This window comes from Chitinophaga filiformis (genome assembly GCF_900102545.1).
GTDB classification, from domain to species: Bacteria; Bacteroidota; Bacteroidia; order Chitinophagales; family Chitinophagaceae; genus Chitinophaga; species Chitinophaga filiformis.
The window spans coordinates 24152-51120 of the sequence record NZ_FNBN01000003.1 but is presented as its reverse complement, the minus strand read 5'-3'; the positions used below and the strand labels follow the sequence as shown (position 1 = coordinate 51120).

Below are 26969 nucleotides of genomic sequence, written 5' to 3'. Positions count from 1 at the left end.
CTAATCACTATCCATATGAAAAAATTATTCTTGTCGACGCTCATGGCACTCTGCTTCCTTAACGGAATGGCACAGCTGAAAACAGGCGATGTCACCATCATTCCTGAACCGGTGTTGCTCAACTCCATGCCCGGAAGCTTTGTACTGAATGAAAGAGCGGAAATACATTACAGCAGTCAGGCAGCGGGTAAAGTAGCTGGTTTTCTGAATGATTTTCTGCAACGCAATTATAATTTTAAACTGCCTGCAAACGGGTATTCAAAAGAGCCTGTAGAGGCCACATACCCGCTGATCGTACTGGTGGAAGCCAGTACTGGTAAAACAGATGGTTATATACTGGAAGTGAATACCGGCCGCGTTTATCTGCAGGGCGATGCCGGTGGATTGTTGTATGGTTTGCAAACCTTAATGCAGTTATTCCCTTTGAATAAAGGGATTCCATCAGCTCATGCCGCGATTCATTTACCCGGTGTCAGGATCCAGGATCATCCCCGGTTTGCCTATCGTGGGATGATGCTGGATGTGGGCCGGCACTTCTTCCCTCCTGCTGCTGTCAAGCAGTTCATTGACATGCTGGTGCAGTATAAATTCAACCGCTTCCACTGGCATCTTACAGAAGACCAGGGCTGGCGTATTGAGATCAAAAAGTATCCGCGCCTGCAGGAAATTGCCGCTGTCAGAAAAGAAACGATCGTAGGGCATCACCGTCGCAGTACTACTTATGATGGTAAGCCTTACGGCGGCTATTATACACAGGATGAAGTGCGCGATATTGTAAAATATGCAGCTGAAAGAAATATCACTATCATTCCTGAAATAGAAATGCCGGGACATTCTCAGGCGGTACTGGCGGCTTATCCACAGTTTGGTAATACCGGTGGTCCTTATGAAGTACGTACTACATGGGGCATTTCGAAAGATGTATTAAATCCTGCGAATGATTCAGTGTTTACTTTCCTGCAGGATGTACTGACAGAAGTAATGGATCTCTTTCCTTCTAAGTACATTCACATCGGTGGTGATGAATGTCTCAAGGATCGTTGGAAAGAATCTGCTGAAGTGCAGCAGCTGATTAAGAAGCTGGGATTGAAAGATGAACATGCATTGCAGAGTTATTTCATCAACCGTATGGAGAAATTTGTGAACAGCAAAGGTAGGAGTATCATCGGATGGGATGAGATACTGGAAGGCGGTCTTGCCCCTAATGCTACTGTTATGAGCTGGCGTGGTGAAGAAGGTGGTATTGCTGCTGCCAGACAACAACATGATGTGATCATGACGCCGAATACTTATCTATACTTCGATTATACACAGGGCCAGCCTGCTACTGAACCACTCAATGCAGCTGCGTATCTTCCGCTTAAAACTGTCTATAACTACGAGCCTTTACCGGGTTCCTTGACGCCTGCTGAACGGCAGTACATCAAAGGTGTGCAGGCCAATATATGGACAGAGTTTATTCCTGATCAGCAGATGCTGGACTACATGACATGGCCGCGGGCATTGGCTTTGTCGGAAATTGCATGGTCACAGCCAGGTAAGAAGAACTACCTTCGTTTCATGCGTAAATTACCGCTGGAACTGGCGCGACTCAATAGTGCAGGCGTTAATTTCCGTATTCCGGAGCCAGTGGGACTCGAGAGTAAGGTAGTGACTACTCCTACTGTGACGGTAACTTTGAAACCTCCTGTGAAGGGTAGTTTTATCTACTATACTACTGATGGCACGCAACCAGGTAAACAGAGCAAAGTATATACACAGCCCTTTATGCTTGCTGTTCCCGAGAATGGTAGTTCGCTTGTGCAGTGTATTGTAGTGTTGCCTTCGGGACGTATCAGTCCTCTGTATAGTGCTACTTATGTACGTAAGCCTTATCTGCCTGCGTTGACTGTTAAGCCGGGGAAGAAAGGGGTACAGTTTTCACGTGTTAGTGATACGTTTGTAAATGCCCGTCAGTTGCCGGTTACCGGCGATAGTTCCGGGGTGTTACCGGCTATAGATATCCGTCCTTTGTCGTTGAAGAATGGTGGTGTTACCTTTAACGGGTATGTTAAAATACCTGCGGATGATTTGTATGAGTTTCATCTGAATAGTGATGATGGGGCGGTGTTTTATGTGGATGATCAGGTTGTGGTGGATAATGATGGGCAGCATGACCTGCAGGACAGGAGCGGGTTCTTACCTTTGCGGAAAGGATTGCACAAGATCAGAGTACAGTACTTTAATGTTGGGAGCGGAGCTTGGTTGGATGCGGGGATTTATAGAGATCGGGAGAAGCTGAATCCGGCGGAGGTGTTGTATACGGGGCAGTGATTTCTGATCGTATCAGGCTCCAAGGGCTAAGGCCCTTAGGTCTCCACCTAAAACCGTTGCTCTTCCTGAGTTTTGAGTGGTGGCGAGGGGTCCGGTTTCTGGTTTTCGTTTTCTAGTTTTTTTGCCTTTAAATGAACATACAATTCGACTATAACAACATTATACTGCAAACCATTTCTCCTTCATGGCTGCCGGATAACATACGGGCTTCAGTGCTGCGTCTGGATCTGCTGCATCCCGAGGTGTCGGGCAATAAGTGGTTTAAACTGCGTTATAATCTTGAGGCGGCTTTTACAGAGCGGAAGACACGGATACTTACTTTTGGAGGCGCTTATTCTAATCATATTGCTGCTACTGCTGCTGCATGTAAACTTGCTGGCATTGCCTGTACCGGTGTTATCAGGGGAGAACAACCGCCGGTGTTAAGTCATACGTTGCAGGAGGCTTCATTAAAGGGAATGGAGTTACGTTTTATTAGTAGAGAGGCTTACCGTCTTAAGAATGAGACTGACTGGCAAGCACTTTATCGGGATGCTTATGTGGTGCCTGAAGGTGGTAATAATGCGCTGGGAGCAAAGGGATGCGAAGAGATCCTTTCACTGGTGAATGATCCTTCCTTTACACATATTGCATGTGCGGTAGGTACAGGTACTACGCTGGCTGGCCTTATCAACAGTGCGGCGCTGCAACAGGAAATACGTGGTTATGTGGTGCTCAAAGGTGCCGCTTACCTGGAACAAGAGATACAATTATTATTGGCTTCTGCTCCCCTGCCCCACTGGCAATTGCTGCATCAGCATCATGGTGGTGGATATGCAAAGGTGACTCCTGCATTAACGGAGTTCATCCGGCAGTTTTATGAGGAGACACAGATCCCCCTGGATATAGTGTATACGGGGAAATTATTGATGGGTTTCAGACAGGATGTGCTGGATGGTGTGTATCCTGCTGGTAGTAATGTATTGCTCATTCATACTGGAGGTTTGCAGGGTAATCCTATTCCTGTAAACAGTGCTGCTACCTGATATCGGTATTCTGTGTATTTTATATTCTGCGTATCTTGCTTTCACAAACTGCATCCCGACCTATGATATTATTTCGCAGATCCCTTTTACCCTTATTATTTTCAGTATTCAGTCTGTATGCATGCGGTTCCGGCCAGCAGAAGAAAGCAAAGACCAGAACGCCTGTTGTATGTACAGATTCCAGCAAGCATAGTTTCACACTGGATACCGTTAAAGGATATGAGCTGAAACCAGGAAAAGAACTCACGCTGCTGCTGAATATTGAGTCGTTCAATACGAAGGAAGAATTCGATCAGTATCTTATGAGGCCTCCCATTCCGGCTGACAGTACTCCTCCGTCCTTAAATTTCAAAGATAACTGGCTGGTCGCCATTCTTGTCGATAACAGAACGCCCAACCCCAGTTATCCTAATGAATGGATTGACATAAGTACAAAGCTCACCATAGATAGTGCTTACACAGAGAACTGTAAGCTTACCATTCCCTTTTATCTGCTTGCAGACGAAGGCCCTGTTTTCGGAGCACCGGCGCCGCAGAAGAGAGTTATGCTGTTCAGCATCCCGAGATCAGCACAGTTCAATCAGGTGTTTGTCCAGAATAAGGGAGGAAGCTTATCACGCAGTTTAGATGTTCCTGCAGCTGAGGAATAATAAGTTCAGGATAGTATTGGGATAGTATGTATTGGCGAACAGAGGACGCATGATTGCCGGTATACATGAACAGGTAAAACAACGTATGTTGAAACTGGCAGACGTTGGGATAGTGTTTGGATAGTATGGATAGGCATCATTTTGCTTCCGGGCTCTTCTTTCATTTGTTAAAAGCTTTGTTAATAGCACTTTGGTACACTATCTCCATATAGTGGAATTGTTTATATTTACGCCGTTCACTATTTTCAGTCGTCTATTCATTATTTTTGCCAACTTAAGAGGAAAACCAGTGTTTTTTGTGAAAACTGAAGGCATTGGGAAGTATGGTTACAGGAATTAGCATCTATGAAGCAGTTGTCGCGTACTATTCTATTCGCAGTATTTTTTGCAGTCTTTATAACGTCAGGATTTTCAGTCAAGGCACAGACTACCACAACGCCACCAGTATTTCCAAACTTCTCTGCACTGATTAAAACAGGCAAGATCCAGCTTGAGCTCCTGTCTGGTTTCAGGGATGTAAAATTTATCGGGGTACAGCGCTCCCTGGATAGTGTGCTGAACTTTAGTACAATTGGTCTTGTGAGTAATCCGAACGAACTCAGGATTAATTACCAGGACGTCAAACCTTTGCCTGGTTCCAACTACTACCGCCTGTTCGTTCAGTTCAATAACGGGCGCTACCTTTACTCGAATATCGTATTGGCTATTCCGGATAGTACTATTGACGGCAGCAAGAAATTACAGCTGGCTGATGTAAAAGAGGCGATTGCAGCCGCTAAAGAGGCTGGTGTGAATACTAATCCTAATTCAACTACAAAAGAGAAAAATGCACCTCCTAAAGAAGAAAAAATAGTATGGCATCCATCCAACTATGTTTACACCACCGCTGATGGGAATGTAAACATTAAACTACCGGATGCTCCTGATAAAAAATACAGTGTAAAATTCTTCGAACCCGACGGGTCCTTCCTGTTTGAGATCGATGAGGTAAAAGAGCCATTCCTGATACTCGAGAAAGCCATCTTCCTGCACGCAGGCTGGTTCAACTTCGAGATTTTACAGAATGGTAAACCTTATGAGAAATGGAACCTGTTCATTCCGCTGAATTACCGGAACTGATCTGCTGATATCAGCCGTAATTAATTGATTGCAAACAATTTACTTCTTTATACTAAGGGCAGGAATGCAGATACATTCTCTGTCCTTTGTTTTTACCCTCAGTCCATAATCATTTCAGCTTCAAACACTTCTGCGAAGTATTTGCTTATTTTGGCCTTTACCTCGGCTTCAGGCACTTCGCGCCCTAACTCTTCATGCAGGGAAGCTACCTTCTTGTCCGAGATGCCACAGGGTACAATATTGCCAAAATAGTTCAGATCGGTGTTTACATTCAGGGCAAAGCCGTGCATGGTTACCCAGCGGCTGCAGCGTACGCCCATAGCGCAGATCTTACGGGCACGGGCGGGATCATGAGGGTCCAGCCATACGCCGGTTTCACCCGGTGAGCGATCGCCCTTAACGCCATAATCTGCCAGCGTACGGATGATCACTTCCTCCAGGAAACGCAGGTATTTGCCAATATCGGTAAAGAAATGTTCCAGGTCCAGGATGGGATATCCTACTACCTGGCCAGGCCCATGATAGGTGATGTCTCCCCCCCGGTTAGTGTTTGCAAAGCTGATACCTTTGTCCTGCAGCTGATGATCATCCAGCAACAGGTTCTCCATATGGCCGCTCTTCCCCAGGGTGTAAATATGCGGGTGCCCGCAGAACAACAGGTAATGGGTCGTTTCCTTTGCCTGACCAGGCGGTATCTCCCCTTTTGCCAATGCCTGCTTGATACGTACATTCTCCTGTAAAAGCTGCTCCTGGTAATCCCAGGCCTTCTGATAATCAATGATTCCCAGGTCGTTCGTGTGGATCTTCTTGTTCATATTGCAGGCACAAAAGTACGGAATTAGTTCATCACGGTTACGCTGACTTCGCCCCTGCTGCGCTCCGCCAGGAACAGCGTATTCCAACTGTGGAAACAACCCAGATTCTAACATCACCAGTTAAAATTCCCTCCCATAGCCTATCTCTTGAAATATATCGTCTTTCTCCCTGGGCCAAACGATTCGTCAAAAATGCCCATCAGGAATGCTTCATTGTAGCATCTTTCTTCGAATCGTCCATATCACTTTACCGGCATTTCCATATCATTTCACCGACATCTCTATATCGAAGGGATATACATATGCCGGTAAAGTGATATCCAGATGACGGTATAGCGATATGGAGATATAGAAAACGAATGCTACATAGAACGGATTCAGAGCTAAAAAAAGACGGAATCAGGACCGGGACAAACCATATCCTGTCCCAACCTGTGGACATGCGACCAGCAATCCTTACCTTTGCAAAAATTTTGAATCCTCATGGCGGAAGAACTGATTGAGCTTGAAGATGAACTGGAAAATGGTGAAGGCAGCGAGGAGCTGTACGAACGGGTAAATATTGTGGCGGACAAGGGACAGGAACCACTACGGGTGGACAAGTTCCTGATGAACCGGGTGGAAGGGGCTACCCGTAACAAAATCCAGCAGGCCTGTGACAATGGCATGGTCATCGTCAATGATAAACCGGTGAAGTCCAACTATAAGGTGAAGGCGCACGACCGTATTGTGGTTTTTTCCAATAAAAACCCGGAGAATACGGAAGTGATTCCTGAGGAGATCCCGCTGGACATCGTTTATGAGGATGAAGATTTAATGATAATCAACAAGTTACCAGGAATGGTAGTCCATCCAGGCTGCGGTAATTATACCGGGACCCTGGTGAACGGACTGGCCTGGTATCTGGGCGATCGTACCACCACACCGGTACCCGAACCAGCTATTCCCCGCTTCGGACTGGTACACCGTATTGACAAGAATACAAGTGGATTACTCGTTGTTGCCAAGTCGGACAAGGCAATGAATGACCTGGCCAAACAGTTCTTCGACCATACCGTTCAACGCCGTTATATGGCCCTCGTATGGGGTGATTTTGAAGAAGATGAGGGAACCATCGAGGCCCACGTAGGACGTCACCAGCGTTTCCGCAAGATCATGGATGCCTATCCGGATGGAGAATATGGTAAGGAAGCCATCACCCATTACAAGGTGCTGGAACGTTATAACTATGTGACACTCATTGAATGCCGGCTGGAAACAGGACGTACCCACCAGATCAGGGTACACATGCAGCACATCGGGCATTCCCTATTCAACGACGATACTTACGGGGGAGACCGCATCCTGAAGGGGACCGTCTTTGCCAAATACAAGCAGTTTGTGGAAAACTGCTTCGAAATCATGCCTCGCCATGCCCTGCATGCGAAAACATTGGGTTTCATACATCCACGTACCAGGAAACCTATGCACTTTGAGAGTCCGTTACCCGAAGATTTTAAGGCCGTGCTGGAAAAATGGAGGCGATATGTAAGTGCCAGACCTCTCGAGGATTAAATCTCATTAAAAAATAAAAACATATCAATTTTTCGATTAATTTAGCACCTTACCCATGTCCCTCCATGAGAAGCCTATATCTATTATTAATCGCGGTTATAACAACCATGCTGGGAGCCTATAGCGCCCAGGCACAGACACAATTTACGTATTCAACAACCTGCCAGAATGATAGTGTTAGATTTGAAATTGCTCAGGCGGACCTTGCAGGGATTGATTCTGTACGTTGGTACTTTGGAGATCCTGCCTCAGGTGCTGCGGATACTTCCCGGAGGATAAAAGGCGCACACCTTTACAATACTCTTGCCACCTACACAGTGCAACTGATTGCCTACAGAGCAGGCGTTCCTGAAACCACCTCTACCAACCTGACAATCGTAGCTCCTGTTATTTATGATTTTGGACCTACAGACCAGACCATCTGTGACAGTACTACCATTACACTCACAGCGCCCACAGTGGCCGGAGCGACCTATGAGTGGCAGGACGGATCTACTAATCAAAGTATCCTGGTAGATACGATGGGTACCTACAAAGTGAAGATCAATGGTTGTCCGATAGCAGATTCAGTCAACGTGTTCTATACACCTGTGCCGCAACTCGACCTGGGCGACAGCAGCCTGATACTCTGTTTAGGTGAAACACTGGAACTGGATGCTACTGCCCAGAACTGTACCTATCTCTGGAACACCGGCGATACCACTCCTAACATCATTGTACACAGTGATGTAGCAATGCCATCAACGCCATACATTGTTGTCGCCGATGCAAAAGGTTGTGGTATCTACCGTGATACAATCTATATCGCGTTTGCCGGCCAGCAGCATCCGTTCTCTCTGGGAAGAGATACCATCTTATGTCCGGGAGAATCCATCACGCTTGATGCAACCACACCCGGAGCTACTGCCTACCGCTGGAGTAACAGGGCTACTACCCCCACGACCACGATACGAAGTCGATGGGACCTTTGGGTCTTTGTGAATATCAACAACACCTGCGAGGTCCTCGATACAATCCTGATCCGTTACAAACCGGATGAAAATCTGGATCTTGGTAACGATACAGTGGTCTGTAAAGGTGAAACGCTGGTGTTGAAAGCCGACTTCGGAACTGCCTCCTACCGCTGGCAGGATACTTCCAAACAGGCCACCTACTATGTACGGCAAACAGGGTATTATTGGGTGGAGGCGAAAGTGGGACGTTGCATAGATAGCGATACCATCCATGTACAGTTTGAAGATACATTACGAACAAATTTAGGACCGGACACCCTGTTATGTATAGGCGAGGTTTACAACCTCCACCCTGACGGAGCCGGTATGCAATATAAATGGCAGGACAGCTCTTCACTGCCGCTCTTCCCGGTCACGCAGGCAGGACATTATGCCATCGTGGCGACGAATAGCTGCGGACAGTCGATAGACGAGGTGGATATCACCTTCCAGGAATGTGGTTGCCAGGTGTATTTACCGACGGCCTTCACACCCAATGCGGACGGTTTGAATGACTACTTCCGACCGAAATTCCGATGTGCTATTTCCGACTTTGAGCTGGTGCTCTTTAACCGATGGGGCCAACGAATCTATTACACGACAGACCCGGGAGTCGGATGGAAAGGCACCTGGGACAAAGGAAGAGTACCGGTTGGAACATATGTATGGGTAATGGATTATAAGATAGTTGCGACGGGAGAGAAAGTGAAGAAGACAGGTTCAGTAACAGTGATCTACTAAAAATCTTACATAAAAAAAGAGAGGCTTCAGTGTGAAGCCTCTCTTTTTTTATTACTGGTATGAATAGTTTTTTGTCCGGCTTATTCCGTGAAGCTGTGGAACTTCGCGATAAACTTCGCAGTTTCTCTCTTCTTGAATGGAACATCCCAGGTACCGTCGTAAGTGACCAGCGCAGGGATGAGCAGGCCTTGTTGTTTGGTCATCTGCACATTCATCTTTACATCGAAGTCGAAGACCATTGTTTTGTAAGAGAGGGAATAGATGCGGCCTACTATTTCAAAATTCTCCTTATTAAAATAAGTGATCAGCTCATTGACCACAACGTCTCCCCTGTCGAGGCTATTGAGACCGGGTTTCGCCTTTGCAGTAAATACATAACAGGGCACGCTGCCATAATTCTCAGACGTAATAGAGAAGTCGTACAATCGCTGTACTTCCGGATCAAAGATAGCCACTTTACCTCCTACGATAGGGACACCCCTGACAGGCTTACCGGGATTGAAAATGAGTTGTTTCAGCTGGTTTTTATGCCTGGCCATACTTCCTTTCGCTCTTTCCGGTTCTTCCCCACTGGCGTCCACACATACGGTGCCCTGGGTAAAAAAGAGATTACCATATAATTCGGCGGTGTAATAGTTGTACTGTCCTTTTTTGTCGAAGAAATCGCCTGTAACATCCTGGCTAAGCACTTTCATACTACGGCATCTGCCCTGCATGGTTTGCAATGTCTGGCTTTTGAGAGAAGCCTCAATTTCATTGTGTTTATTGTAGATACGGATATCATTGTCGGCGGTATACCCCAGCAGACGGAGGTTCTTAAAGGCGCGGTAAAAAGTGGTATCATCTTCCACTCTTTTAATGAAGCTATTGACATCAAAGCCGATACGTTTAGCTTCAACGGTCACTTCATCCAGGTTAATGGTCATCCCTTTGTATCTGGCGGTATCCTGTGCATAGGTATGCTGAAAGACAAACAGTGTGATAGTATAAATCCAGAGTTTTCGCATCCTGCGAAATTATATATTTTACGCATTTCAGCTGGCTTTTCCTGCCACATACATCTGGTCAAGTGTAGGAACGGCGCTTCCGCCTTTCTTCTCAAGGGTAATGGCAAACATTTCTGCGTTGTCTATAGACTTCATCTTCTGGAAGAGTTCGTGCGGATTGCTCATTTCAAATACGCCCATATCGACTGGTTTACCATCCACGATGGCCCAAAGCTGATACTGTTTGTCGGCCGCTGGTTCCGGAAGATTATTCACCATGACGAACACTTCCTTTGACTGCTGGTTCCAGTAAACAGTGGCTAATGCAGAAGGAAAAGGTTTGGTGCCCGGCATCTTTACCGCCTTCATAGCGGGATTCTTCATAAGGTCGATGGATTGTTCCATCTGTTGAATGCGGGTCTTGTAACCGTCGGACTGTGTTGCCAGCGTATTATGTGTAGAGAGTAATGCTTCATAGCGGCCTTTGTAATCGTTGGCCTGTCCATAGAATACATAGTTATACCACAGGCTGCCGAGCAAGAGGATGATTGCAGCTGCTGCTATCCAGCGCCAGGCACTGTTTACATATGTTTTTGTTTCGGGAAATTCGTCGGTAGCCTGTTCTTCGCTGAAGGCGCCGCTTTCACGTGCAGCTTCTTCGTTGATGATGATATGAAAAATGCGTTGCTTGAGATCTGTTGGCGGTGTTTTGGCTTGCAGCGTAACATACTGTTCCATATCCAGCTGGCAGTCGTCTACTGCAGCTGCTACTTCCGGATATTGCTTCATACCGCGTTCCAGCTCCTGAACTTCATTGGAGGTAGCTAGTCCACTTACATAAGCTTCAATCAATCCGGACGATATGAAACGTGATGCGTCCACTCTTATACTAGTTTTAACAAATTCCTTAATTGAATAATTGCATTCCTCATCCTTGTTTTTACGGTACCCAACGGAATCTCCAGCACCTTGGATATCTCTTCCTGGGTGCACCCTTTATAGTACGCTAAGTCGATGATGATTCGTTGTTCCTTGGTTAATTTTTCAAGGACTTTTGAAAGTCCAAGATGGTCAACGGATGGGAGTACAGTTAAATTACCTGTATATAAATGTACGTCATCTCCAATGTCTTGGATTTTCTGATCCATTTTATGTGCCTTCGAGCGGAGTGTATCAATTGCGGAATTGCGGGTAATATTAAGCATCCAGGTAAACAGACGCCCCTTGCTTTCGTCGTACCTGTCGATATTACGCCAAATTTTAAGGAACACTTCCTGCAGCACGTCATTCGCATTACTTTCATCGTTGAGCACCTTCAGCGCTACACCGTACAAAGCGGGGGAATAACGGTCATAAAGGTAGCCGAACACCTTCTGGTCTTTGGCTTTGAGGCCCTGCACCAGCTCAGATTCCGTATATGTAAACGCGGATTCCAAAACAGTTAAAAATTTTGTTAAAAATACATTTCAGTGTGCTCCACAATTTAGCTGCAGGTGCTACAGTATGATTGCAACTGTTACCGGTACAACTTTTTTGTTACAATCCTAATAAGTCCTGATATATGGTTAATGGGAATGCAATATTAAAGGAAAGATAGCAATTATTACGGAATAATTGATAATGAGCGCTCTAGTGTGAGGAAGGGTAATTAAAGGGATATCAGCCAGCTACTTTTCCGGCTACAAACATCTGTTCCAACGTAGGTGATGGGCTTCCACCTTTCTTCTCAAGGGTCACGGCAAAAACCTGGGCATTATCTACCGCTTTTACCTTCTGTACGGTATGGGCTTTACTGCCCAGCTCAAATACGCCGGCATCGATGGGTTTGCCATTTACGATAGCCCAAAGTTGATATTGTTTGTCGGCGGGAGGTTCAGGCAATGCCTGCGCCAAAATAAATGTTTCTTTAGATTGCGGATTCCAGCAGATGGTGGCCACGATACCGCTATGTTTACCAACACCCGGCATACGTACCCATTTGAAGGAAGGGTCTTTCATGACGCCGTTTTCTTTCTGGGCAAAATCCAGTTGTTCTTTCAGCGCATCCCTCTCTGCCAGCAGTGAGGCCTGATCAGCCTGGAGGGAAACAACCTGCTGTTGATAGTTACCGGAGTTGCCATAGGTAACAATGTTCATTACAACACTGCCCAGCAGCAGTACAATCGCCGCAGCGGCACTGTATTGCCAGATCTGGAGCTGGGATAAATTCAGGCCCAGACCTGATCCTGTATCTTCTGAGAATGTATCGTCGTTGGTATTTGCTGTGAAGGTTTCGGGTTCAGCGGTAATGGGGTCTTCAGCTTCGTTTTTGTGCAGGCGGTCCATTAACTGGCGCTTGATACCGGCGGGAGGTTTGGCCGCCCATAACTGTATATAGCGTTCCATGTCCACCTGCAGCGCATCGGCAGCTGCCTTTACTTCGGGGTGCTGCTGAATGGCACTGAGCACCTCACGCGATTCTGATTCTGAAAGTAACCCCGTGATGTGATTCTCAATTATACCGGACGATATGTAACGTTGAACATCCACTTGCTTACATCTGTTTTAAAATATTCCGCAATTGTATGATCGCATTACGCATCCTGGTCTTCACCGTTCCCAAAGGGATATCCAATATCTTCGCAATTTCGTCCTGCGTGCACCCTTTATAATAAGCCAGGTCTATAATAACACGTTGTTCCTTGCTAAGCTGTTCCACCACCTTTACCAGGCCAAGATGGTCCACAGAAGGGTGGATAGCCAGCTGGTCTGATGCAAGTCCGTTGCTCCCTAATTCAGTAGCTTTTTGCCCCATTTTATGGGCTTTTGAGCGGAGAGTATCTATGGCAGTATTCCGCGCAATATTCACCATCCAGGTGAAAAGGCGGCCTTTATCGGAGTCATAGCGCTCAATGCTGCGCCAGATCTTGAGAAAGATTTCCTGCAGCACATCACCGGCAACAGATTCGTCATTGACCACTTTAAGGGCAATACCGTATAAAGCCGGGGAATAATGGTCATATAAGTACCCGAAATGTTTTTCGTTCCTCGCCTTCAGGCCAAGTACCAACTCGGATTCTGTATATGTGACTGCTGCTCCCAATGTATTGTATTAGTTTGCAGGCACTAAAGTAATAGGGATTTTTAACATTACAAAATTTTCACTTATTTTATTTGTGAAATATCATTTTGTAATCTACGTTGATCTTACCCTTGGTGATATCGTCCAGTTTGCCTTTCAGCATCCTTCTCTTTAATGGCTTCAGGTGATCGATGAATAGTTTACCATCAATATGGTCGTACTCATGAAATATAACGCGGGCAGTAATGCCTGTGAAAGTCTTTTCCTGTGGCTGGAATTTTTCATCTACATAACGGATGGTCACGGTTTCCGGACGATATACATCTTCCCGGATCTTAGGGATACTAAGGCATCCTTCGTTGTAAGGCCATTCCTCACCGCCGGTGCTTACAATATGCGCATTGATAAATACCTGTTTCACGCCATTATCGCCAGGATATTCGCTCTTCTCATCCTCTTCCAGACTGTTGATGATCTGCTCACTATCTACTACAAAAAGACGGATCGGCCTGTTGATCTGTGGCGCTGCCAGTCCCACTCCACTGGAACCATACATGGTTTCCCACATATTGGCAATAAGTTGCTCTAACTGAGGGTAATCAGGAGTAATATCTTCACACATTTTCCGTAGTACCGGATGACCGTAAGCAACTATAGGTAGAATCATTTCTAAAAATTTTCAAAAATGCAAAGGTAAGTATCAATCGGGAAATAGGCATCATGAATTGAAATGCGGAGATTAATCATCGCCACAAATAGCTAAGTCCTGACAATTCAATTATTTATACTGCAAATATTCCTGCAGGATGATCGTAGCGCTGATCTCATCCACCAGTCCCTTATTCTGGCGGTCCTTCTTTTTCAGGCCACTGTCTATCATGGACCGGAAGGCAATTTTCGAGGTGAAACGTTCGTCCACTTTCTTCACCGGGATCTGAGGAAAATTCTTCTGGAGGATGCGTACACACTCTGCTACAAGGGCGGTAGCATCAGTAGCTTCCCCGTCAAGGTTCTTTGGGTCCCCTATCAATATCAATTCTACCGCCTCAGCGGCCAGGTATTTCTTGAGATAAGGGATCAGGTCGTGGGTAGCCACAGTAGTAAGACCTGAGGCAATCATCTGCAGCGGGTCTGTTACTGCAAGGCCTGTTCTCTTTTTTCCGTAGTCTATTGCAAGGATGCGCGCCATATGAACAAATTATCCGATGATAAACATATCGGCAATGGCGAATACGGCAAATACCACGCTGGCAATACCATTTGTAGTCATAAAGGCTATGTTGACACGGCTGAGATCATTGGGTTTTACCAGCAGGTGCTGGGAGATCAGCATGACAATAAATACCAGTGCACCGATCGCATATAACCAGTGGAAGCCACCATAAATACCAATAATGATTGCCAGCACACCTGCTACCAGGTGCAGCACTTCAGAGAAATGCAGTGCGCCTGCTTTTCCCAGCCAGGCAGGAATAGAGTTCAGGGACAGTGAACGGTCGAAATCTTCATCCTGTAAAGAATAAATAATGTCGAAACCAGACACCCAGCACAGTACCAAACAGGATAACAATACCGGCAATACCGCGAAGTGACCTGTAACCGCCAGGTAAGCTCCTACCGGCGCCAGGGATAAACCCAATCCCAGTACCAGGTGACACAAAGCCGTGAAACGTTTGGTATAGCTATATCCCAGCACCACCAGCAAGGCTACGGGCGACAGGATAAAACATAAGAGGTTGATAAACCAGGTGCAGCTGATGAAGAGCAGGCAATTCACAATGACAAAGGTCAGCGCATTCTTCTCTGTGATCACACCGCGTGGGATCTCCCTGTTCACCGTACGGGGATTTTTTCTGTCAATATCCGCATCCAGGTAACGGTTAAACGCCATCGCCGCACTACGGGCAAATACCATACACAATATTACCAGTACGAAAGACTGCCAGCTGAACGTATGATCGGTCTTGGTGGTAGCAATAAAAAAGCCTGTCAGCGCGAAAGGCATGGCGAATATCGTGTGGGCGAATTTTACCAGCGAAAGATATTTATTGATCGTGACAATCATTTTGCCTGTTTTTTCAGTTTTGCAAATATATCCCAAACCACAATACCAGTACTCACAGAGATATTTAATGAATGTTTCATGCCTGACTGCGGTATTTCGATACAGCCATCTACCAGTTTCATTACATCCGCATCTACACCTGTTACCTCGTTACCGAATACCAGCGCCAATGGTTTGCCGGCTGCCGGCTCGAAGGTATCCAGCATCACACTGTTCACCGCCTGCTCTATTGCCATAATCGTATACCCTGCCTCCCGGAGGGCCGTTACTGCCTCCACTGTAGTGGGAAAGTACTGCCATTCAACAGTTTCTGTGGCGCCTAAAGCAGTTTTCTGAATATCACGGTGAGGGGGAACGGGGGTATATCCGCATAAAACGATGCCCTGTAAAAGGAAACCATCTGCCGTACGGAATACCGATCCTACATTATGCATGCTGCGTACATTGTCCAGTACCAGCACCAAAGGTGTCTTATCTGCCGCCTTGAACTGGTCCACCGTTTTGCGGCCAAGTTCATCCATGCTTAATTTTCGCATTTTGCAAAAGTACGACAAAATGAATAGTGTACCGGTATGTGTACATCTGTCTTTCAACACGTCCCGACATTATTATATATTTGCCGAATGGCAAAAAGCAAATCAGTAGAAACCCCTCTCATGCAACAGCATAAGGCTATTAAAGCCCGTTACCCGGATGCCGTGCTGCTGTTCCGTGTGGGAGATTTTTATGAAACTTTTAATGAGGATGCGATCATTGCATCCAAAGTATTGGGGATTGTGCTCACCAAAAGAGCAAATGGTTCTGCCTCCCAGCAGGACCTGGCAGGTTTTCCACATCATTCCCTGGACACTTATCTCCATAAGCTCGTAAAAGCAGGTTACCGTGTAGCGGTATGCGACCAGCTGGAAGATCCCAAAACAGTAAAAGGTATTGTTAAACGCGGGGTGACTGAAATGGTAACTCCCGGTGTGGCCGTCAATGACAAGATCCTCGAAAACGCCAGCAACAACTTCCTGGCGGCAGTACATTTCGGTAAAGACAATACAGGGGTATCCTTCCTGGATATTTCCACGGGGGAATTCTACATTGCCCAAGGTAGCCTGGAATATGTGGATAAACTCCTCCAGAGCTTCAAACCTGCGGAAGTCCTCTATGCCCGTCAGCAACAGAAACATTTCAAGGAACAATTCGGTTCCAAATTCTATACATATACACTGGAAGAGTGGATCTTCACGGCTAACTATGCACAGGAGATCCTGCTAAAACAGTTTGAAACGCACAGTCTCAAAGGCTTTGGTGTGGAGAGTCTTTCCGACGCCATTATTGCCGCAGGCGCCGCGCTACACTACCTGCGCGATACCGAACATCCGCACCTGCAGCACATCACCGGCATGCAACGGATAGAACAGGACGACTTCCTCTGGATGGACCGGTTCACGATCCGTAACCTGGAACTGCTGGGCAGCAGTGTAGAAAACGGCCATACCCTGCTGGCTACCCTGGACAGCACCGTAACTCCTATGGGCGCCAGGCTGCTGAAACGCTGGCTGATACTCCCCTTGCGGGACATCAACCAGATCAACGAGCGACTGGATGTGACGGAGTTCTTTATTAAACAGTCAGACCTTTCCAGGGACCTGTTGGCGCATCTGAAACAGACCGGCGACCTGGAACGTCTCGTATCCAAAATACCGCTGCGGAAGATCAATCCGAGGGAAGTAATGTCCCTGGCCAAAGCACTGCAGCAGGTGGAAGGCGTTAAGAAACTATTGGCAGAAACAGGCCATCCTTACCTCACACAACTCAGCGAAAAGCTGAACCACTGTCCTGATATCCTCTGTCGTATACTCGAGCAGGTAATGGAAACACCGCCGGTGCTCGTCAGCAAGGGAGGTGTCATTCAAAAGGGCGTTCATCCTGACCTGGACGATCTCCGTAACATTGCCCATTCCGGCAAGGAATACCTGCTACGCATTCAACAGGCAGAATCAGACGCTACCGGCATTCCAAGCCTGAAAGTGGCTTTCAACAATGTGTTCGGCTACTACCTGGAAGTAACGAATGCGCATAAGAACAAAGTACCAGACACCTGGATCCGCAAACAGACGCTGGCTAATGCCGAGCGTTATATCACGCCGGAACTGAAGGAGTATGAAGAAAAGATAGTCGGCGCGGAAGAAAAGATCCTCGCGCTGGAAGCACAGCTATTTGATGAACTGCTACAGGCATTGCAACCTTACATTCACGCCATCCAGCAGAATGCACAACTGCTGGCGCGCATAGACTGTCTGCTGAGTTTTGCGCACAACGCCATTCACTATAAATACCGTCGTCCGAATGTTACTGAAGGCTATCACCTGGACATCCGTGAAGGCAGACACCCTGTGATTGAACGCGGCTTACCTCCCGGTGAAAGTTATGTGGCCAATGACATATTGCTGGATAAAGAAGCGCAACAGATCATCATCCTGACGGGACCTAACATGAGTGGTAAATCCGCTCTGCTGCGTCAGACGGCGTTGATCACGCTGATGGCGCACATGGGTAGCTTCGTACCCGCAGCTGCGGCAGAAATAGGATTGACAGACAAGATATTCACCCGTGTTGGCGCTTCCGATAACCTGAGTGGTGGTGAATCTACCTTCATGGTTGAAATGAATGAAACGGCCAGCATCATCAACAATATCACGCCACGCAGCCTCGTTATCCTTGATGAAATAGGTCGTGGTACCAGTACTTACGATGGTATCTCCATTGCCTGGAGCATCGTGGAATACCTGCATGATATGACGCAGCACAGGCCTAAAACATTGTTCGCTACACACTATCATGAACTGAATGAACTGGAGAACAAGCATAGCCGTATCAAAAACTTCCATATCACCAATAAGGAATCCGGCAACAAAGTGATCTTCCTCCGCAAACTGGCGCCAGGTGGTAGTCGTCATAGTTTCGGTATTCATGTGGCCCGTATGGCCGGTATGCCGCCACAATTGATACAACGCGCCAATGAAGTACTGGCACACCTGGAGGAGAAACACATCGATGCTCCGCTGGATAAACACGTGAAAGATATTGCAGGCCCAACACAGAAGGTACAGCTCAGCATCTTTGATGCGCATAGTGATACCTTTAAGCAGATCAGGGATATGTTGGGAGATGTGGATATTAACAGGCTAACGCCGGTAGAGGCATTGCTGAAACTGAATGAAATAAAGAATCTGATATAAAAAGAGGGCTCGCTTAAAGCGAGCCCTCTTTACTTACTTTCGTTTTATCTCCCGTTCCTCATCCCCATTTTCATAAGGTATCGTCATCAAGATCATCGTCATCATTTCATCTTTCGTTCGCATGGCGCCATATACCAGCTGAGGCGGGAAAGAAGGATTGGAGGCGTTGTTCACTGTATTATCATATGTGCCCTCGATAGTGAGCACTGTTCCTTTCGGGATCTTTATCAGCTTAGGGAACCAGTATATTTCCTGCCAGTTGAAATCCCATTGTGGGATAGACACTAATCGTATGGTATCTTTCTCCGGCGTCACAGCATATGCTTTGAATGTTTTACCCAGCAGGTGCATATGCGGCCATACATACATCAGCGACTGTGTTTCTGTTATCTTCACATTTACTTTAAAACTCTTCTCAACATTAGCAGGGATATAAAAGAAAGGTTCGATATCCTTCTCCCCTAATCCACCGGAACCATATGTAGTCGCTTTTATCTGCCGCTTTACCGGTTTCTTTTTGAAAAAGAACTGTACACCACTGATCACTTCTTCATCTTTTCCTACAGGTGCATAATGCACTGTTAACAACACTACGCCCCGCTTAGGCATTATCCAGCCCATATCATCAGGGTAAGACTCATAACTGCTGCCGGGGATCCATCCGCCGAAGTATTTCATCTTCTTGCGGTAACTCACATATTGCTGATAGTAGTCAAGATGTGACTCTGTATTGTCAACATAGTCTGCTGTATTATACAGGTCTGCATCCGGCACATCGTCTATTTCATAGTTCGCATGATGGATCACTTTCCTGTTATTTGAAGTAAACTCTATGGCTTCTACAGCAACAGAATCCGGTAATTCAAAAGGCATTTTATAGACGATGAACCGTTCCACATTATCTCCCTTCAGTACATAGGATGACTTCATTTTCAGCACCAGGTCCGGCTGGCGGTTGAACAGGGTTCCGCTTACATAAGAAGGTGTTGCTTCTTTGTCTGTACTCTCTCCTCTCGGCATTCCGTGTTCCGCCCATTCACCAATTAGCCTGATCTCTTCTTCTGTCAATTTCCTCTCATTGGCGAACTTTACATAATGCGGATCTGGCTTCCATGGTGGCATGTAATGACTTTCCGTTACCCGTTTGATAAAGGAAGCTCTTTTGGCCACTTCTTCATACGTGAGCAGTGAAAAGGGTGCTGCCTCCCCTTGCCTGTGGCAGGGCGTGCAGTTTCGGTGGATAATAGGTGCAATGTGTTGCGACCAGGTGATCTGCTGTGCAGAAACGTGGCATATAAAGAAAGAAAGCACCAGATAGCAGCAAAGCGATATAATACCTTTTGAGAACATCCTCTGATGAATAAAATCAGTAAAGTACTGATGGCTGTAATTAAATAACAGGTAATTGTCTGAAGTAGTATAGCGATAATATTGGTAACGCGAGGTCATCTGTAAAGATGATCACCTATAGACAATGGTTGATATAATACTTCATTTCCCTTACTAAAGTAAAAAACTGATTCCATATATTATAAAAATTCCCCCTGATTGTGATCATCGGCGGGAAGGAACGGTCATAAAATGATAAGGGCCGGCACTATGGCCAGCCCTTATCAGGAGATATTTTAACCGGGATTATTTAACGTCCCAGAAAATTTTGGTGTCGCGGGTATCTTTCGCGGATACTTTACTATAGTTTTCAGCATTGTAAAGTTTCTCAGTGCTAGGATACAACAGACGTACAGGAGGTTTCGGAGCTGTAGCATTGCTTACAGTTGCAAACTGCAGCGCCGGATAGTCTGTTCTTCTAACTTCAGCCCATGACTGGTTAGTCTGCAATACGAAGAAGTGTTCCCATTTCTGAAGCCAGATCTTCTGCAGTTTTTCAGTTTGAGTACCGGCATAAGCGATAGCTGGTTTAGCCAGGTAAGCATCAATAGCAGTGCCGGCTGGAGACGCCAGTGCTGCACGGGTGAAGGTAACACCCTGCTTCTTAATAGCTGACTGATTAATACCATAGTAGAACTCGATGGATTGTTTGATACCATTGGTATATTCAGCAGCAGCATCACCTAAAGTCCATCTTTCATTTGCTTCAGCTTTCAGGAAGCTAACTTCTGATGCTGTCATGATCACACCAGGGATGTTATCATTGTACATGAAAGTAGCGGTGTCGTATACAGCATATAAACGTCTCTGGTCTTCAATATCACCAACGCTACCATTATAAGGGAAGCCTTTGAAACCATTCTCATCATCAGCATCCCATAACACTTCTACGCGTGGGTCTGCGTTATTCACCATTACGGTGTTCAGCAGATATTCAGGCGCGAAAGAGTAATCACGGAATACATCGGCCAGGTCACTTCTTACAGCGGTAGGGCTTTCTCTGAACAGCACGTTCTGTGCATTAGATGTAACTAATGGATAAGCATTCGCATCGCTCAGCATTGCAGTTACTTCTGTTTTTGCAGTTGCCTCATCTACATTGGAAATACGCATTAACAGGCGCAGACGCAGAGAGTTTGCATAACGTTGCCATGCAACCAGGTCACCTTTTAACAGAATATCAGAACCTGTAAGTTCAGATTTAACCTCACTTGCTACCGTTACCGTATCGAAGTAAGTGTTCAGCGCTTTCAGATTAGTGATGATAGTAGAATACAGTGTTTTAGCATCATCGTATGCTGGATCCTGGATGTAACGGGTGGGAGTATTCAGACCACCAGCTTCAGAGAAAGGAATATCTCCCCAGAGATCAATCATCTGTGCAGCCTGATCGTACACCAGTACTTCAGCACATTTCAGATAAACCAGGTTCTTCTGCTGCTGTTCAGCTGACATTTTACCCAGTGTCAGCTGCATCTCACGGTAGTTGCTGAGTATACCAGGACCGTTATAGTTAAGGTCGTTATCGTCACCTTTAAAACCTGCATAGAAATCCACCCAACGGTTTTCACCATAGTCAGGGTTCGCAACGTACATCTGGTTACCAGGGCCGGTTGCTACAGTCTGCGTATACAGAGACAGCGTTGGCATAATGAAGGTATAGTAATCCCAGTAAGAAGGGTGTATCCTCTTGTTCAGATACATACCTGTTAAGAGTTTACTTAAGGAACCATCAGAGATTTTCTCAGGATTCTGGTAAGACTCCTCTATCTTCTTTGAACAGGAACTGAACATGCCTGCCAGCGTACAGAGGAGGGTTATATTTAAGAAGATTCTTTTCATTTAATTTCTATTTATCCGTTTTTACAATTACACCATATTAGAAACGTGCACGGAGGCTCGCACCCAAGCTCCTTGTAGGACCTGCGGTACCACCATCGATACCCTGATCCAGCCAGGAAGAACCAACAGCAACTTCAGGATCTACACCATAAGGCAGAGATTTATAAACATAGAACAGGTTACGTCCTATGAGAGAAAATTGCAGGCCCTGGAAGTGCAGCTTGTTAGCAAACACCTGTGGCAGAGAATAAGTCAACGCGATTTCACGTACTTTGATATAACTGTTTTTTAACACAGCAGCGGAGTAGTCTCCTTCAGTTTCCCAGTTATAGTTGTTCAGGTAATAGTCAGCGGCAGAGATAACCCTGTCGTTTTTACTACCATCAGCTTTTACGCCAGGCAGGATCAGACCATCATGACGTGGGCCATTAGGATCTGCTACATAGGTATATTTAGTAACATCCTGAGATGCTTCATCACCCACTACATGATAAGCGAGACCGCCATGAGCTGCATCTCTGTACTGCAGTGTAGATTTAAACATACCTGCACCGATCTGGTAATATGTAGGAGTAGAGATCAGGTTGCCACCGAAACGGTAATCCAGTGTGAAGTCCAGTGCAAAGTTCTTATAAGTAACAGTGTTGGAGAAACCACCTACAATTTTAGGCATCAGGTTACCAACTTTAATATACGAACCTTTATCAACTGTATACAGACCGTCATCACCTACTACCTTGTTACCTTTACCATCTGTGGTATTAGGGTGTACATAGATGTTACCCAATGCATCTCCTACTTCAGAACGGATGATTGCATAACCACCATCCAGGCTTCTGCTGATCAGGCTAGTCTGACCTTCAGTAAGTTTATCCAGTCTGTTTCTGTTAACTGCAAAGTTGAAACGGGTATTCCAGCGGAAGTCTTTATGGTCGATAGGAGTAGCGCTGATCGCTGCTTCATAACCATAGTTAGACATGTCACCAGCATTCACCAGCATAGAGGTAGCACCGTTAGAACCTGCAATAGATCTGTAGAGGATCTGATCACTTACTTTGTTGTTGTAGTAACTGAAGTCTACGCTAACCTTGTTGTCTATCAATCTTAAATCCAAACCGATTTCAGCTTCTCTTTTCTTCTCTGATTTCAGCTTACCGTTACCAAACTGGGTACCATTAGGCTGTTGGTAGAGTACGTTCCCCTGGTTGTATGTAACCCCCACCTGATTGTACAGTACATTGGACTGATACAGATTAGGGTGGTTACCCACGAAACCGTAAGAACCTCTCACCTTAGCGTAACTAACAGCTTTTGGCATTTTCACTACGTCAGACAGTACGAAACCAGCATTGAAAGATGGATAGAAGTAGCTGTTTACAGCAACAGGCAGTGTAGAGGTAGACTCATAACGGCCGGTACCTTCTACATACAGGAAGCCTTTATACGCGAAGTTCAGGATACCGAAGCCAGCAACATCATATTGTGTTGCACGCTCAGACTGACCTTTGATCTGCTGGGCAGAGTTACCAATATTGAACCAGTTTTCAGTTACCAGACCGCCTTCAGTAGCTACTCTGTTATATTTGTAAGTAGTCTTACGTGCAGTGAAACCACCGGTAACAGTCATATCCAGGTCTTTGGTCAACTTAGGATTATAAATTGCCATCGCATCTCCGTAGAACACGTTGTTGTTTCTGGCTTCAGTTGCATAAAGACCTGTGTAACCCAGTGTAGCTGGTTTTTCATTGTACCTCATGTCAGATGCTGCCAGGTTGGTGAAGTCACCACCCACTCTACCTCTTACTTTCAGGTTGTCCAGCACTGAAATGTTCAGGGTAGCGCTATTGATGAAACGGTTCTGCGTTTCATCGTAGCTGTTACGCAGGTTATCCCACAGGTAATCCATTAACTGAGAAGCTCTGATATTATACAGGATTTTATCCTGCTGATCATAGCTGGTATTGTTATACAACACATATTTGTAACCATTTCTTGTCTGATATTTGTTTTTATAAACACTCATATCATCGAAACGGCTAAAGAAACCACCGTAAGAGTTGAATACGTTGCTGGTAGCGTTTGGACGGTTATGGTTGAAGTAGTTGTTGTAAGTAGAGATGAGGTCTACACTTACTTTCTCATTCAGTTTCAGCGTACCGTTGAAGCTAAAGTTGTTTTTATACAGATTACTTCCTGGCATGATGCTCTTGTAATCTGTACGTGTATAAGAGAAACGGTAGCTACCTTTATCGTTTGCATTAGAGATTGCTACGTTTGCAACAGAGTTGTACCCAGTCTGATAAAAATCTTTGTAGTTATCAGGATTAGCTACGTATTTCCTTTTGGAACCATCCCAGTAAGTTACTTCACGGCCGTCAAATTTAGGACCGAACTGGCCATATGCCCTGTAGTAAGGGTGTACAGCACCGTCTGCCTCAGTAAACCAACCTTCAGCGCTTTTACCAAAGTTTTGAGTAGCAGACAAGTTAAGAGCAGGATTGTAACCTGGGCCATACTCATTCTGATAATCCGGAGAATTTGCTATTTTTTCCTGGTTGTAAGAATAGTTAAATTCTACACCCATACCTCTGCCTTTAGCACCTTTCTTGGTAGTGATCACAACAACACCGTTAGTTGCTTCAGAACCATACAGTGCAGTTGCACTTGCACCTTTCAGAATTGTCAGGGTTTCAATGTCCTGTGGGTTGATATCAGCAGCACCGTTACCTTCAATTCTTCCATTGGCAGTACCGAAGGAGTTGGTAGAAGGGTTGCTGAAGTTTCTGATAGGCACACCGTCAATTACATATAAAGGCTGTGTGTTCTGACCGATGGAAGACACACCTCTCACCTGGATAGTAACAGCGCTGGAAGCACCACCAGGAGCAGTGATGATCTTCACACCTGCTGCTTTACCATACAATGCAGATCCGATGGTAGGGCTCGCAGTCTGTGTTAATTCTTTAGAACTAACTGTACTTACCGCATAACCTAATGCACGGGTTTCTCTTTTGATACCCATTGCAGTTACCACCACTTCGTTCAGGTTTTTGTTATCTTCCTGAAGAGTCACGTCAAAGCTCGTCTTACCTCCTACCGGAATTTCCTGAGCGACAAATCCTACATATGAAATTACCAATGTAGCTTCTGCTGGAACTGACAGCTTGAAACTTCCGTCCGGATTGGACATGGCACCATTGGAAGCACCCTTTTCTTTAACGGTTACACCAGGGAGAGGTGTACCCTTGGCGTCTTTGACAGCTCCGGTAACTACTATCTTATTTTGTGCCAGTGCGGTCAGGCAGCAGCATAAGAAAAGCAATGTACACACAAGAAATGATCTTCGCATAGCTTTCTTTAGGTTTTAATTATTATTTGTTGTTTAGTCTCAAAGTGACATAGATATCCCTGGTCGCCTGGTCGGCAACGAAATAGGGGACTTTCAAAGTTTTAAACTCAGATGTAAAAGCAGGTTATAGTATACCGCTAAGCATAGCCCGTTTGAATCGTCTTTCTCGATTTCCGTTTTTCTTTAAAAAACAATTAAAGGCATAGGCGTCTTCATCCAGTCCGCACAAAATTTTATTAAATAGTTACTCTTTTCTTGTATTAATAGTTACTCCTTACGCTTGTTTACTCTAATGCATGTCCCGTAATTACGCAAATCTCTTTCACACATTAAACAAAATTTTACTTTTTGTTCGTGGATGCCAAACTATAAAAAATAAAATGAAGAACAAAAAACATTTAACAGTTTTTTGCCTTTTTGTTAACAATGCATTAAAAATGAGAAGATTACATGTTTAATCAACAAAATACTACCATGTGTCTTCTTTCAAAATCTTTCGTTTTTCTTCAAAATGACGCTTTCATCGCCATTCTCATAAGGTAAATAAACCATAACCAAGGTTAACATTTCATCAGTCGATTTCATGTCTCCGTTAGAGTAAACTAATTGCGGTGGGTTAGCTGGGTTATTCGGGTTGTTAGCAGTGTTGTCGTAAGTACCCTCTATGGTGAGGATAGTACCTTTAGGGATTTTTTTCAATGTCGGGAACCAGTATATCTCCTGCCAGTTGAAGTTCCAGTCAGGAATACGTACCAGTTTGATTGTGTCTTTTTCTGGTGTTACACCGTAAGCCTTAAAGACTTTACCTATGTAATGCATGTGTGGCCACACATACAACAAAGACTGATCTTCAGGAGTAGTCACTTTTACTTTGAAGGTCTTGACAGCATTGGCCGGGATGTAAAAGAAAGGGTCAATCTCTTTTTCACCAACGCCGCCGGAACCCAGGCTTATCGCCCTTATCTGACGTTTTACAGGTGTCTTTGTAAAATAAATTTCCACGCCACTCACGTTATCCTCTTCCTTTGCCACCGGTGCATAGTGCATGGTCAGCAGTATCACTCCTCTCTTCGGCATTACCCAACCGATGTTTTCAGGATAAGATTCTCCGAAAGAACCAGGTATCCATCCACCGTAGTAGATCATGTGTTTCCTGAAAGGTACATACTGATCGTACTTGAAGCGGTTATCTTCGGTGAGGTTGATGTAGTCGTCTGTATTGTAAATATCCAGATCGGGCACTGCATCCACTTCATAATTGGCGTGGTGTATGATCTTATGATTTGTTGTTGTGAACTGGATGGCTTCCACATTAGCAGAATCAGGCAGCTCAAACGGTATCTTGTATACAATAAATCTTTCCAGGTTATCTCCTTTCACATGAAAGGGCTTGTTCATCTTCAGCACCAGGTCTGGCTTGCGGTTATGATGTGTATGTGTACCTGCAACAACCAGCTCTTCATCTTTTACTGCAGTCTTCTTTCCTTTCGGCATACCACCATCAGCCCATTCCGCGAGCATCGCAATCTCTTCGTCTGTCAGTTTCCGCTCGTTTGCAAAAGTAGAATAATGCGTATCAGGTTTCCATGGTGGCATATACCTGCTCTGCGTTACTTTCTTCACAAATGCAGCTCTTTTAGCAACATCTTCATAGGTCACTAATGGAAATGGCGCAGCATCTCCATTCTGGTGACAAGGTGTACAGTTACGATGTATCAGCGGAGCGATATGCTCACTCCATGTAATACGCTGTGCTGTTACACGTGATATATTGAAGATAAAAAAGAATACTACAGATACTGCAATGCTGTATCGCATACGCGCCACTTAATATAAAA

At 45.4% G+C, this 26969-nt stretch carries 21 protein-coding genes; 7 read left to right on the top strand and 14 right to left on the bottom strand.

The window, feature by feature from the left end; translation table 11 throughout:
- Nucleotides 1–15 precede the first annotated feature (15 nt).
- The 4 genes from BLR32_RS12620 (at nt 16) to BLR32_RS12605 (ending at nt 5107) form a co-directional block, all read left to right on the top strand.
- Nucleotides 16–2313, top strand: a complete 2298-nt coding sequence (locus tag BLR32_RS12620) for a family 20 glycosylhydrolase (protein ID WP_089832264.1) — start codon at nt 16–18, stop codon at nt 2311–2313.
- Between the two features lie 131 nt (nt 2314–2444).
- Nucleotides 2445–3338 (top strand): 1-aminocyclopropane-1-carboxylate deaminase/D-cysteine desulfhydrase, encoded by an 894-nt coding sequence (locus BLR32_RS12615; RefSeq protein ID WP_089832262.1) that lies wholly within the window; start codon nt 2445–2447, stop codon nt 3336–3338.
- A gap of 62 nt (nt 3339–3400) precedes the next feature.
- On the top strand, nt 3401–3988 hold the full coding sequence (locus BLR32_RS12610) for a hypothetical protein (protein WP_089832260.1): 588 nt from the start codon (nt 3401–3403) through the stop codon (nt 3986–3988).
- A gap of 345 nt (nt 3989–4333) precedes the next feature.
- The gene (locus BLR32_RS12605; RefSeq protein ID WP_089832259.1) at nt 4334–5107 is read left to right on the top strand and encodes a hypothetical protein; all 774 of its coding nucleotides are present in this window, start codon (nt 4334–4336) and stop codon (nt 5105–5107) included.
- Between the two features lie 98 nt (nt 5108–5205).
- On the opposite strand, the gene lipB is transcribed toward BLR32_RS12605, so the two are convergent.
- Nucleotides 5206–5922, bottom strand: coding sequence for a lipoyl(octanoyl) transferase LipB (gene lipB, locus BLR32_RS12600; protein ID WP_089832257.1), 717 nt, complete (start codon nt 5920–5922; stop codon nt 5206–5208).
- A gap of 483 nt (nt 5923–6405) precedes the next feature.
- Here lipB and BLR32_RS12595 point away from each other — a divergent pair, with 483 nt between their 5' ends.
- Together BLR32_RS12595 and BLR32_RS12590 are read left to right on the top strand one after the other, a co-directional pair.
- A complete protein-coding gene (locus BLR32_RS12595) occupies nt 6406–7476 on the top strand; it encodes an RluA family pseudouridine synthase (RefSeq protein ID WP_218124190.1) in 1071 nt (356 codons plus the stop codon).
- Nucleotides 7477–7541: 65 nt separating this feature from the next.
- On the top strand, nt 7542–9209 hold the full coding sequence (locus tag BLR32_RS12590) for a T9SS type B sorting domain-containing protein (RefSeq protein WP_089832252.1): 1668 nt from the start codon (nt 7542–7544) through the stop codon (nt 9207–9209).
- A gap of 80 nt (nt 9210–9289) precedes the next feature.
- Here BLR32_RS12590 and BLR32_RS12585 read toward each other — a convergent pair whose 3' ends face one another.
- The 9 genes from BLR32_RS12585 to BLR32_RS12545 form a co-directional block, all read right to left on the bottom strand.
- The gene (locus tag BLR32_RS12585; RefSeq protein ID WP_089832250.1) at nt 9290–10216 is read right to left on the bottom strand and encodes a hypothetical protein; all 927 of its coding nucleotides are present in this window, start codon (nt 10214–10216) and stop codon (nt 9290–9292) included.
- A gap of 27 nt (nt 10217–10243) precedes the next feature.
- Nucleotides 10244–11077, bottom strand: coding sequence for an anti-sigma factor (locus BLR32_RS12580; RefSeq protein ID WP_089832247.1), 834 nt, complete (start codon nt 11075–11077; stop codon nt 10244–10246).
- 2 nt (nt 11078–11079) lie between these two features.
- Entirely contained in the window at nt 11080–11631 is a 552-nt protein-coding gene (locus BLR32_RS12575) for an RNA polymerase sigma factor (RefSeq protein WP_089832245.1), read from the bottom strand.
- A gap of 223 nt (nt 11632–11854) precedes the next feature.
- The gene (locus BLR32_RS12570; RefSeq protein ID WP_089832243.1) at nt 11855–12643 is read right to left on the bottom strand and encodes an anti-sigma factor; all 789 of its coding nucleotides are present in this window, start codon (nt 12641–12643) and stop codon (nt 11855–11857) included.
- A gap of 85 nt (nt 12644–12728) precedes the next feature.
- On the bottom strand, nt 12729–13277 hold the full coding sequence (locus BLR32_RS12565) for an RNA polymerase sigma factor (RefSeq protein ID WP_089832241.1): 549 nt from the start codon (nt 13275–13277) through the stop codon (nt 12729–12731).
- 67 nt (nt 13278–13344) lie between these two features.
- Nucleotides 13345–13923 carry a peptide deformylase gene (gene def, locus BLR32_RS12560; protein ID WP_089832239.1) on the bottom strand — a complete coding sequence of 193 codons (579 nt, stop codon included), beginning with the start codon at nt 13921–13923 and terminating at the stop codon, nt 13345–13347.
- A gap of 111 nt (nt 13924–14034) precedes the next feature.
- Nucleotides 14035–14445, bottom strand: a complete 411-nt coding sequence (gene ruvX, locus BLR32_RS12555) for a Holliday junction resolvase RuvX (RefSeq protein WP_089832237.1) — start codon at nt 14443–14445, stop codon at nt 14035–14037.
- Between the two features lie 9 nt (nt 14446–14454).
- Nucleotides 14455–15321: a UbiA-like polyprenyltransferase gene (locus BLR32_RS12550; protein ID WP_089832235.1), complete on the bottom strand. Its 867-nt coding sequence runs from the start codon at nt 15319–15321 to the stop codon at nt 14455–14457.
- Complete coding sequence (locus tag BLR32_RS12545; protein WP_176842257.1) at nt 15318–15857, bottom strand: RNA methyltransferase; 540 nt, start codon at nt 15855–15857, stop codon at nt 15318–15320. Before BLR32_RS12545 ends, BLR32_RS12550 begins: the two co-directional genes overlap by 4 nt.
- A gap of 87 nt (nt 15858–15944) precedes the next feature.
- Between BLR32_RS12545 and mutS the strand changes: the two genes are divergently transcribed.
- Nucleotides 15945–18551 (top strand): DNA mismatch repair protein MutS, encoded by a 2607-nt coding sequence (gene mutS / locus BLR32_RS12540; RefSeq protein WP_089832231.1) that lies wholly within the window; start codon nt 15945–15947, stop codon nt 18549–18551.
- A gap of 33 nt (nt 18552–18584) precedes the next feature.
- Here the strand turns inward: mutS and BLR32_RS12535 are convergent, their stop codons facing one another.
- The 4 genes from BLR32_RS12535 to BLR32_RS12520 form a co-directional block, all read right to left on the bottom strand.
- On the bottom strand, nt 18585–20000 hold the full coding sequence (locus BLR32_RS12535) for a monooxygenase (RefSeq protein ID WP_245705416.1): 1416 nt from the start codon (nt 19998–20000) through the stop codon (nt 18585–18587).
- A 186-nt stretch (nt 20001–20186) separates the two neighbouring features.
- Complete coding sequence (locus BLR32_RS12530; RefSeq protein ID WP_089832229.1) at nt 20187–21782, bottom strand: SusD/RagB family nutrient-binding outer membrane lipoprotein; 1596 nt, start codon at nt 21780–21782, stop codon at nt 20187–20189.
- A gap of 37 nt (nt 21783–21819) precedes the next feature.
- Nucleotides 21820–25131, bottom strand: coding sequence for a SusC/RagA family TonB-linked outer membrane protein (locus tag BLR32_RS12525; RefSeq protein ID WP_089832227.1), 3312 nt, complete (start codon nt 25129–25131; stop codon nt 21820–21822).
- Between the two features lie 486 nt (nt 25132–25617).
- On the bottom strand, nt 25618–26949 hold the full coding sequence (locus tag BLR32_RS12520; protein WP_089832225.1) for a cytochrome c: 1332 nt from the start codon (nt 26947–26949) through the stop codon (nt 25618–25620).
- Between the last annotated feature and the right edge of the window lie 20 nt (nt 26950–26969).